Raw genomic sequence first — 10,164 nt, 5'->3', positions numbered from 1 at the left:
CGCATGATCGAGATCCGCAAGCAGAATCCTGCCTTCGGACTGGGGTCCTACACCGAACTCCAGTCGTCGAACCCGGCCGTCCTGGCATTCCTGCGCGAGTACGAGGACGACCTCGTCCTGTGTGTGCACAACTTCTCCCGGTTCGCGCAGCCCACCGAACTCGATCTGCGGGCCTACGACGCCCGGCACCCGGTCGAGCTGATCGGCGGGGTGCGCTTCCCCGCCATCGGTGAACTGCCGTATCTGCTCACCCTCGCGGGGCACGGCTTCTACTGGTTCCGGCTCTCCCGAGTCGCCTCCCGCACCGGCCGTCGGCGCTGAGCGTGCGGAGCCGAGGAAAGGACGCGTCACCATGACGAAGACCGTTGACCTGCCCCGGGGCACGACGGCCGGCCTCGACCGGCCGCTGGTCTCGCTGGGCGGGCTGCTGCGCGACTGGCTGCCCCGGCAGCGCTGGTTCGCGGGCAAGGACCGGCCCGTCACGGAGCTGTCCGTGCTGTCCGTCACCGAACTCTTCCCCGGCTGCCTGCACCTGCTGGTCCACGCCGACCACTCCCCCGGCGGGGGTGCCGCCCCGTCCGGTGACTGCTACCAGCTCCTGCTCGGCGTCCGCGAACACCGCGCGCCCAGGCTGGAGCGGGCCTACATAGGCCGGGCCGAGGAGGGCCCGCTGGCCGGGTTCGCCGTCTACGACGCCCTGCACGACCCGCGGGCCGCCGAGCTGCTCCTGGAACGGCTGCGCATACCCGGCACGGCGGGCCCGCTGCGCTTCGAGACCGCCCCGGACGCCCGGATACCCGGCGGACTCGCGCCGCGGCTGCTGGACGCCGAGCAGTCCAACTCGTCGCTGGTGTACGGCGACTCCTACATCCTGAAGGTGTTCCGGCGGATCCAGCCCGGCGTCAACCCGGACCTGGAGGTGCCCGGCGCACTGGCCGCGCAGGGCTGTGCACGGGTGCCGGCGCCGGTGGCCTGGTTCCGCACCACCGAACCGAGCCCGGCGACGCTCGGGGTGCTGCAGCCCTTCCTGCCCGACGCGGCCGACGGCTGGACCCTCGCCCTGCGCGCGCTCGCGGCCGGGGACGACTTCACCACCGAGGCACGGGAGCTGGGCCGGGCCACCGCGGAGGTGCATCTCGCGCTCGCCGCCGCCTTCCCGTCCGCCGTCCACGACGAACACAGCCGTACGGCGGAGGCGATGTCGGCGCGGCTGGACGCGGCCGCGCACGCGGTGCCGGCACTGCGGCCGTTCGTGGCGGGGCTGCGCGGCGCCTTCGACGCGCTCGCCACCTGCGACGCGGGACCGCTCGCCCAGCGGATCCACGGCGATCTCCATCTCGGGCAGGTGCTGCGGGCGGACCACGAGTGGTTCGTCATCGACTTCGAGGGCGAGCCGTCCCGGCCGCTGTCCGAGCGGCGCAGCACCCAGTCGCCGGTGCGGGACGTCGCCGGGATGCTCCGCTCCTTCGACTACGCGGCCCGGCAGCGCCGCCCCTGGCGTCCGGAGTGGGCCCGCCGCTGCCGGGAGGCCTACTGCGCGGGTTACGCTGCGCGGGCCGGCTGGGACCCGCGCAAGAAGCACGCACTGCTGCGCGCCCACGAGACGGACCGCGCGGTGTACGAGGTGGTGTACGAGGCCCGGCACCGGCCGGCCTGGCTTCCGGTTCCGATGGCCGCGATCGAGCGGCTCGCCCGCTGGAGAGGCTGACTGACGTCATGGCACTGCGCGACTCCTCGCTCCCCGAGCCCTCCGGCCCCTCCCGTCCCACGGCCCCGCCGCTGGACGCCGCCGACCGCGGGCGCCTGCTCGCGGGCGCCCACCACGATCCGCACGCCCTGCTGGGCGCCCGTCCGGTGGCCGGCGGCACCCTCTTCCGGGCGCTGCGCCCGCACGCCCGTGCGGTGAGCGTGCTCGTGGACGGGGTGCGCAGCCCCCTGGCGCCGGAGGACGACGGGTTCTTCGCGGCCGTGCTGCCGTACGCCGAGGTCCCGTCGTACACCCTCCTCGTCGCGTACGAGGACGGCGAGCACGAGGTTCACGACCCGTACCGCTTCCTGCCGGCGCTCGGTGAGTTCGACCTGCATCTGATCCGGGAGGGGCGGCACGAGCAGCTGTGGAAGGCGCTCGGTGCCGAGCCGATGACCCATGGCGGGGTGGCCGGCACCCGGTTCACCGTATGGGCGCCGAACGCCCGGGGTGTGCGGGTGGCCGGGGACTTCACGTGCTGGGACGGCACGCAGTTCCCGATGCGCTCGCTGGGCGCGGCCGGGGTGTGGGAGCTGTTCCTGCCGGGGGTGGGCGAGGGCGCCCGGTACAAGTTCGAGATCACGTCCCGGCACGGCGGCCGGTTCCTCAAGGCGGACCCGATGGCCCGGCGGACGGAGGTGCCGCCCGCGACCGCGTCGATCGTGACGGTCTCGCGGCACGAGTGGGACGACGCGGAGTGGATGGCGCACCGGGGCGACGTCCCGGTGCACGAGGCGCCGTTCTCGGTCTACGAGGTGCATCTGCCCTCCTGGCGGCCGGGCCTGAGCTACCGTCAGCTGGCCGAGGAACTCCCCGCGTACGTCAACGACCTGGGCTTCACGCACGTCGAGTTCATGCCGGTCGCCGAGCACCCCTTCGGCGGCTCCTGGGGCTACCAGGTCACCGGCTTCTACGCGCCGACCTCCCGGCTCGGCACCCCCGACGACTTCAAGTACCTGGTCGACGCCCTGCACCGGGCGGGCATCGGCGTGATCATGGACTGGGTGCCGGCCCACTTCCCCAAGGACGACTGGGCGCTGGCCCGCTTCGACGGGGACCCGCTGTACGAGCCCGGGGACGAGCGGCGGGCCGAGCATCCGGACTGGGGGACCTACGAGTTCGACCTCGGCCGGGTGGAGGTGCGCAACTTCCTGGTCGCCAACGCCGTGTACTGGTGCGAGGAGTTCCACGTCGACGGGCTGCGGGTGGACGCGGTCGCCTCGATGCTCTATCTCGACTACTCGCGGGACTCCGGGCAGTGGACGCCCAACGTGTTCGGCGGGCGCGAGGACCTGGACGCGGTGGCGTTCCTGCAGGAGATGAACGCGACCGTGTACCGGCGGGCGCCCGGGGTGGTGACCATCGCCGAGGAGTCCACCGCGTGGGACGGGGTGACCCGGCCGACCGACAGCGGCGGGCTGGGCTTCGGGCTGAAGTGGAACATGGGCTGGATGCACGACTCGCTGGAGTACATCCGGCACGAGCCCGTCCACCGCAAGTACCACCACCACGAGATGACCTTCTCGATGGTGTACGCGTACAGCGAGAACTACGTCCTGCCCATCTCCCACGACGAAGTCGTCCACGGGAAGCGGTCGCTCGTCTCGAAGATGCCCGGCGACTGGTGGCAGCAGCGTGCCAACCACCGCGCGTATCTGGCCTTCATGTGGGCCCATCCGGGCAAGCAACTGCTCTTCATGGGGCAGGAGTTCGCCCAGGGCGGCGAGTGGTCCCATGCCGACGGCCCCGACTGGCGGCTGCTCGACCCCGGGTACGGGGCCGAGGCCGATCACCGGGGTGTCCGGGATCTGGTCCGCGATCTCAACTCCGGGTACCGCGCGCACCCCGCGCTGTGGCAGCGGGACACCGATCCGGCGGGTTTCCAGTGGGTCCTGGGTGACGCGGCCGAGGACAACGTCTTCGCCTTCCTGAGGTTCGATGCCGAGGCCCGGCCCCTGTTGGTGGTCTCCAACCTCTCCCCCGTGGTCCGCCCCGGCTACCGGCTGAGCGTGCCCAAGGGGATGCCCGTCTGGCAGGAGATCCTCAACACCGACAGCGCTCGGTACGGCGGCGGGGACGTCGTCAGCCGGGGGCCGCTGCTCGCCGACGACGGCGCTCTGCGGCTCACGCTGCCCCCGCTCGGCACGGTATGGCTGGAGCCTGTCGCCCCGTAGCCCGTCGAGGGCCCCGTCACGTGTTTCCGCGGCCGGGTCCGGGCAGTCCGGGTGGAAAGACCCCGCCGCGCCGGTCGCGGCCCGGCCGGAGGGCGGTTCCCTGTGCTGCGTACCGTCGGAGTGGAGGAAGAACTCCTGCTGGTCCACCCGGACAGCGGGGAGCCCGTGCCCTGGTCGGCCGCCGTCGTCGACCGGGCCGCCCAGGACGATCCCGGGCAGGCCGTGTTCCAGAAGGAACTGTTCGGGCAGATGCTGGAGCTCGCGACCAGTCCGCAGCGGGACATGGCGGAGCTCGGTGCCGAGATCGTCGGCTGCCGCAAGGAGGCGGGCCGGCTGGCGGGCGAGATCGGCTGCGCGGTCGCGGCGCTCGCCACCTACCCCCTGCCGGTCGCCCCGGCGCTCACCCGGCACGAGCGGTACCACTGGATGGCCGGGCGGTTCGGCGCCGCCATGGTGGACTGGTTCGTCTGCGGCTGCCATGTGCACGTGTCGGTGGAGTCCGACGAGGAGGGGGTCGCCGTCCTCGACCGGCTGCGGCCGTGGCTTCCGGTGCTGCGCGCGCTCAGCGCCAACTCGCCGTTCTGGCAGGGCCGGGACTCCGGTTACGCCAGCTTCCGCAGCCGGCTGTGGGCGCGCGGCCCGTCGGCGGGACCGACCGAACTGTTCGGCTCGGCAGAGCGCTACTGGCAGCGGGTCGCGGACATGGTGGCCAGCGGGGTCATCCTCGACGCGGGGATGGTCTACTTCGACGCCCGCCTGTCCACGCGCTACCCGACGGTGGAGATCCGGGTGGCCGACGTGTGCCTGCGGGCGGACACCACCGTCCTCGTCGCCACGCTGATCCGCGCCCTGGTGGAGACGGCCGCACGCGAGTGGCGGGCCGGGCGGCCGCCGCTCGATCCCAGCGTGAGCATGCTCCGGCTGGCCTCCTGGCAGGCCGCCCGCAACGGCCTGGAGCAGGACCTCCTCGACCCGGTGACCATGCGGCCCCGGCCCGCCGCCGAGGTGGTGCGCGCGCTGCTGGCGCACACGGCGCAGGCGCTCGCCGACAGCGGTGACGCCCTGGGCGTCGAGGAGGCCGTCGCACAGTTGCTGCACAGGGGTACCGGAGCCCGCGAACAGCGTTCGTTCCTGGAGCGCACCGGGAGCCTGCGGGACGTCGTCGTGGAGTGCGTGCGCCGCACCCAGGGCTGAACTCCGGGGCTGAGCTTTGTCATCAGGTGGAAACGAGTTGACCGTTCCCGACACGGGCCGCACTCCCCTGGGCTAGATTCGACCCGCATCGACAACAGTACCGATCGGGAGGGTCACCCTCCGTACTTCCAGGAGCAGTGCATGCGCGACTACGCCCTCGCTCCGACGACCGCTTCGACCCTGACCGGCGGGCTCGCCGACAGCATCTTCGAGACGGCGGACCGGAACCCCACACTGCCGGTGCTGGCGCGCCGGACCGAGGCCGGCGCGGGCTGGGAGGAGGTCACCGCGGTCGAACTGCGGGACGAGGTGGTCGACCTGGCCAAGGGTCTGATCGCGTCGGGGATCTCGCCCGGACAGCGGGTGGCCATGATGGCGCGGACGCGCTACGAGTGGACGGTGTTCGGCCTCGCGCTGTGGTCGGTGGGGGCCGAGGTGGTGCCGATCCACCCGACGTCCGCGCGGGACCAGGTCGAGTGGATCCTGCGGGACGCCGGCTGTGTGGCCGTGGTGGTCGAGGACGACCGGGCCGTGATGACCGTCGGCACCGTGTGCGAGGCGCTGCCCGGGCTCAAGCACGTGTGGCAGCTGGACGCGGGGGTGCTGCCCGAGCTGGTGCAGAAGGGCGCGTTCGTCCCGCTGACCACGGTGGAGTCGCTGCGCCGGATCGTGATGCCGGACTCCACGGCGGCCATCACCTACACCTCGGGCACCTCGGGGCGTCCGCTGGGCTGCGCGCTGAGCCACCGCGGGCTGGCGTACCCCTGTGACACCCTGCTGGCCGGCTGGGGGCACACCGCGGCGCGCCCGGGCGAACAGGCCTCCGTCCTGGCCTACCTGCCGTTCTCCCACGTGTACGGCCTGATGGTCATGGTGATGTGTCTGCGCGGCGGGATCCTGATGGGTCACGAGCCGGAGATGACCGAGGCCGCGCTGGCGGCGGCGCTGGCCACGTTCCGGCCGACCTATCTGTACGCGGTGCCCTCGGTGCTGGAGAAGGTGTACAAGACGTTCCTGCGCACCTCCCAGCAGCACGGCCGGGGCGCCCTGTTCGAGCGGGCCGCGGAGACCGCCCGGGACTTCGCCGCCGCCCTGGAGCGGCAGCGGCTGGGCACCGGTGCCGGCCCCGCCTTCGACCTGCGGCTGCAACACGCCCTGTACGAGCGGACGGTGTACCGCAAGCTGCGGGGGGCACTCGGCGGGCGGGTGCTGCGGGCCACGTCCGGCGGCTCCTCGCTCAGCCGTGAACTCACCCTGTTCTACGAGGGCATCGGCATGTACGTCCACGACGGCTACGGCCTCACCGAGTCCAGCGGCGGGATCACCATGCAGCCGCTGGGCCGCGAGAAGTCGGGCACGGTGGGCCAGGCCCTGCCCGGCACCCAGATCCAGGTGGCCGACGACGGCGAGATCCTGGTGCGCGGTCCGTCGGTGTTCCAGGGGTACGTCGGTGACGACTACGCGACCCGGGCCGCGCTGCGCGGCGGCTGGCTGGCCACCGGGGACATCGGGCGGCTGGACTCCGAGGGCTATCTGACCATCACGGGCCGCAAGAAGGACATCATCATCACCAGCAGCGGCAAGAGCGTGGCCCCGGCCCCGCTGGAGCAGCGGCTGCGGATGCACCCGCTGGTGCACCAGGCGGTGGTCGTCGGCGACGACCGGCCCTGCGTCGGCGCGCTGATCACCCTGGACCCGGACTTCCTCGCCCACTGGCGGGGAGCGCTCGCGGTGCCGGGCGACTCGCCGGGGCGCGAGGCGCGCGAGGAGAACGCGCTGCGCGAGGAGATCGCCCGCGCCATCGCGTCCGCCAACAGCGCGGTGTCCCGCTCCGAGTCGATCCGGGTCTACCGGGTGATCCAGGAACCGTTCGCCCCGGGCAACGGCATGCTGACGCCGTCGCTGAAGCTGCGCCGGGACGCCATCGCGCGCCACTACGCGGCCGAGATCGACGCCATGTACCAGGCCCGCTCGCAGGCGGTGCGCCGGCCGGGCCAGCCGGAGCCGGCCGACTGGGACGACTCGGACAACGTGTTCCGGTGACCGGACCACGCGTATCCGGTGCCGGGGTGGGAACTCGCGGCTGAGGGAGAGAGCAGCGCGACGGCGGCCCCTTCCCGGGGCTGGAAGTGACGAGATGGGAACCGGACCACGGCGGGACGACGGACGATCCGTGGAGGAGCCCGACGGATGCACGGTCTCCTTCCCGGGCCGGCTCCGCGATGTGACCGGTGCCCGGCTCGCCGCCGACGGCTACCTCGCCGGCCTCTCCCGCAGCTCGCCGCCCACCGGTCCCGACTGCTGGAACGACATCCTGCTGGTCGTGACGGAGCTGGCCGCCAACGTCGTCCAGTACGCGCCGGGCCCCTTCGAGCTGCGGATGCGCCGCACCTACGACGGCGTCCACGTCACGGTGCACGACACCAGCCGGGTCCAGCCCGAGCCGCGGCCGTTCCACCCGCACGGGGGCGGGGGCGGCGTCGGCTGGCACCTGCTGCACACCCTGTGCGACCAGGTCAGCGTGGTCGTCACCGCGGACGGCAAGGACGTCCACGCCTTCCTGCCCTGGTGAGGCCCGCCCGGCCGAGGACCGGGTGCGGTCACTCCGGCCGGTGCGCGACCACCCCGAACATCGTCACCGACATGTGCACCGCCCCCTGCTCGGCGGCCTCGGCGAGGTCGGCGTACAGGGTGTCCCGCTGTTCCTCGGTGACGGCGCCGGTGCGCACGGCCGCCTCGCCGAGCATGCGGATCAGCGGCCAGGCGACCGAGCGGTGGTCCTGGAGCAGGGCCTGCGAGCCGCGGTCGTCCACCACGAATCCGGCCGCGCTCAGCTGGCCGACCAGGCGGCGCCCGGCGTAGGGGTTGGCGCCGTTGAGGGCGGCCGCGGTGAGCGCGCGCACCACCACCGGGTCGCCGGGGTGCAGAAGGGTGGTCCCCCAGTCGGTGTCCAGCAGCGCCACCCGGCCGCCGGGGCGCAGCACCCTGGCCATCTCGGCGATGGCCCGGTCGGGCTCGTGGACGTGCTGGAGGACCCGCTCGCACCACACGACGTCCATGGAGCCGTCCGGCACGGGCAGCGCCTCCGCCTCGCCCTGCAGGAAGCGGGCCCGGCTGTCGGCGGACCGCTCCTCGGCGACCTCGAGCAGACTCGGGTTGACCTCGACGCCGATCGCGACGCCGTCCGGGCCGGCGGCCGTGGCCAGCACCCGGGTCTGCGAGCCGGTTCCGGAGCCGACGTCGAGGAGCCGTTCGCCGGGCCGCACCGCCAGTGTCTCCTCGGCCCAGGTGCGCAGCCGCCGTACGCCCGGGTTGGCGTCCTGGGAGTCCAGGGCGGCGACCAGCGGGGTCACGCGGCCGGGGTCGATGTGCCGCTTCTGGAAGCCCGTTCCGGGCTGGGTCTGCGCCATGGCGGGCACTCTACTGGCGTACGTGATCGCCGCGGGACGGCCTTCGACCGGACTGGCGTCCGCCGCTTATCTGTGCGACAGCCGGTTTCTCCCGGCGATCCAGGGGCATGCTGGAGCCCACGCGTTCGGCTGCCTGCGCCGCCCGGCTGGCGGAAGGGCGTCGGGCACGGTGGGATCGATGTGGTGCGAAGCAAGCGTTCCGGGGCACGCGGACGGCGTCGAGCCGGACGGCCCGGAGCAGCGGAAAGGGATACACCGTGACACGACCCAGGATCCTGGTGGTGGGCGCAGGCTTCGCCGGAGTGGGATGCGTGCGCCGCCTGGAGCGGAAGCTCTCCCCGGACGAAGCCGACGTCACCCTGGTGTCGCCGACCTCCTACCAGCTCTATCTGCCCCTGCTGCCGCAGGTCGCCTCGGGCGTGCTGACACCCCAGTCGATCGCCGTGTCGCTGCGCCGCAGTAAGAAATACCGCACCCGGATCATCCCGGGCGGCGCGATCGGGGTGGACCTGAAGTCCAAGGTGTGCGTCGTCCGCACGATAACCGACCGGCTCGTGAACGAGCGGTACGACTACATCGTGCTGGCCCCGGGAAGTGTCACCCGCACCTTCGACATTCCCGGCCTGACCGAGCACGCCTTCGGGATGAAGACCCTCGCCGAGGCGGCCTACATCCGCGACCACGTCATCTCCCAGCTGGATCTGGCCGACGCCAGCGACGACCCGGTCGAACGCGCGGCGCGGCTGCAGTTCGTGGTGGTCGGCGGCGGCTACGCGGGCACCGAGACCGCCGCCTGTCTGCAGAAGCTCACGCACGCGGCGCTGCACCGCTACCCGAACCTGGACCCGAAGCTGATCAAGTGGCATCTGATCGACATCGCCCCGAAGCTGATGCCGGAGCTCGGTGACAAGCTCGGCCGCAGCGCCCAGGAGGTGCTGCGCCGCCGCGGTGTCGACGTCTCCCTGGGGGTGTCGATCGAGAAGGCGGGCCCGGCTGAGGTCACCTTCACCGACGGCCGGGTGGTGCCCACCCACACGCTGATCTGGACGGCCGGGGTGGTGGCCAGTCCGCTGATCGCCACCATGGGCGCGGAGACGGTCCGCGGGCGGCTCGCGGTCAACGCCGAGATGACACTGCCGGGCCATGACGGGGTGTTCGCGCTCGGCGACGCGGCGGCCGTGCCGGACAAGGCGAAGGACGAGGCGGGCGCGGTCTGCCCGCCGACCGCGCAGCACGCCATGCGGCAGGGCAAGGCGGTCGCCGACAACGTCATCGCGGCCCTGCGGGGCGAGCCGCTCCAGCCGTACGCGCACAAGGACCTCGGCCTTGTGGTGGACCTCGGCGGCAAGGACGCGGTCTCCAAGCCGCTGGGCATCGAACTGCGCGGTCTGCCCGCCCAGGTGGTGGCCCGCGGCTACCACTGGTCGGCGCTGCGCACCAACGTGGCCAAGACCCGGGTCGCGACCAACTGGCTGCTGAACGCGCTGGCCGGTGACGACTTCGTGCGTACGGGCTTCCAGTCCCGCAAGCCCGCCCGGCTCAAGGACTTCGAGTACACGAACACGTATCTGACGCCGGAGCAGGTCCGGGCGCGCGCCGAGGGCCCCGAGGACCCCGGCGGCTCGCCGGCGTGACGCAG

At 72.8% G+C, this 10,164-nt stretch carries 8 protein-coding genes; 7 read left to right on the top strand and 1 reads right to left on the bottom strand.

Annotated elements, in window-relative coordinates; all coding sequences use genetic code 11:
* The 6 genes from KVT45_RS29070 to KVT45_RS29045 form a co-directional block, all read left to right on the top strand.
* Positions 1-321: alpha-glucosidase C-terminal domain-containing protein (locus KVT45_RS29070; protein ID WP_254647472.1), on the top strand; the 321-nt coding region annotated here is incomplete at its 5' end.
* 31 nt (positions 322-352) lie between these two features.
* Complete coding sequence (locus tag KVT45_RS29065; protein ID WP_217552066.1) at positions 353-1,708, top strand: maltokinase; 1,356 nt, start codon at positions 353-355, stop codon at positions 1,706-1,708.
* A gap of 8 nt (positions 1,709-1,716) precedes the next feature.
* Positions 1,717-3,921 (top strand): 1,4-alpha-glucan branching enzyme, encoded by a 2,205-nt coding sequence (gene glgB / locus KVT45_RS29060; RefSeq protein ID WP_217552065.1) that lies wholly within the window; start codon positions 1,717-1,719, stop codon positions 3,919-3,921.
* 105 nt (positions 3,922-4,026) lie between these two features.
* The gene (locus KVT45_RS29055; protein ID WP_217552081.1) at positions 4,027-5,115 is read left to right on the top strand and encodes a glutamate--cysteine ligase; all 1,089 of its coding nucleotides are present in this window, start codon (positions 4,027-4,029) and stop codon (positions 5,113-5,115) included.
* A gap of 141 nt (positions 5,116-5,256) precedes the next feature.
* Positions 5,257-7,158: a long-chain fatty acid--CoA ligase gene (locus KVT45_RS29050; protein ID WP_217552064.1), complete on the top strand. Its 1,902-nt coding sequence runs from the start codon at positions 5,257-5,259 to the stop codon at positions 7,156-7,158.
* A gap of 94 nt (positions 7,159-7,252) precedes the next feature.
* Positions 7,253-7,687, top strand: coding sequence for an ATP-binding protein (locus tag KVT45_RS29045; protein ID WP_217552063.1), 435 nt, complete (start codon positions 7,253-7,255; stop codon positions 7,685-7,687).
* 28 nt (positions 7,688-7,715) lie between these two features.
* Here the strand turns inward: KVT45_RS29045 and KVT45_RS29040 are convergent, their stop codons facing one another.
* Complete coding sequence (locus KVT45_RS29040) at positions 7,716-8,525, bottom strand: methyltransferase domain-containing protein (RefSeq protein ID WP_217552062.1); 810 nt, start codon at positions 8,523-8,525, stop codon at positions 7,716-7,718.
* 257 nt (positions 8,526-8,782) lie between these two features.
* Between KVT45_RS29040 and KVT45_RS29035 the strand changes: the two genes are divergently transcribed.
* A complete protein-coding gene (locus KVT45_RS29035; RefSeq protein ID WP_308310890.1) occupies positions 8,783-10,159 on the top strand; it encodes an NAD(P)/FAD-dependent oxidoreductase in 1,377 nt (458 codons plus the stop codon).
* The last annotated feature ends 5 nt before the right edge of the window (positions 10,160-10,164 follow it).

It is taken from the genome of Streptomyces sp. GbtcB6 (genome assembly GCF_019091475.1).
In the GTDB taxonomy this organism is placed as follows: domain Bacteria; phylum Actinomycetota; class Actinomycetes; order Streptomycetales; family Streptomycetaceae; genus Streptomyces; species Streptomyces hyaluromycini.
Note: the sequence above shows the minus strand (reverse complement) of the source record. Positions and strands in the feature narration are given on the sequence as shown.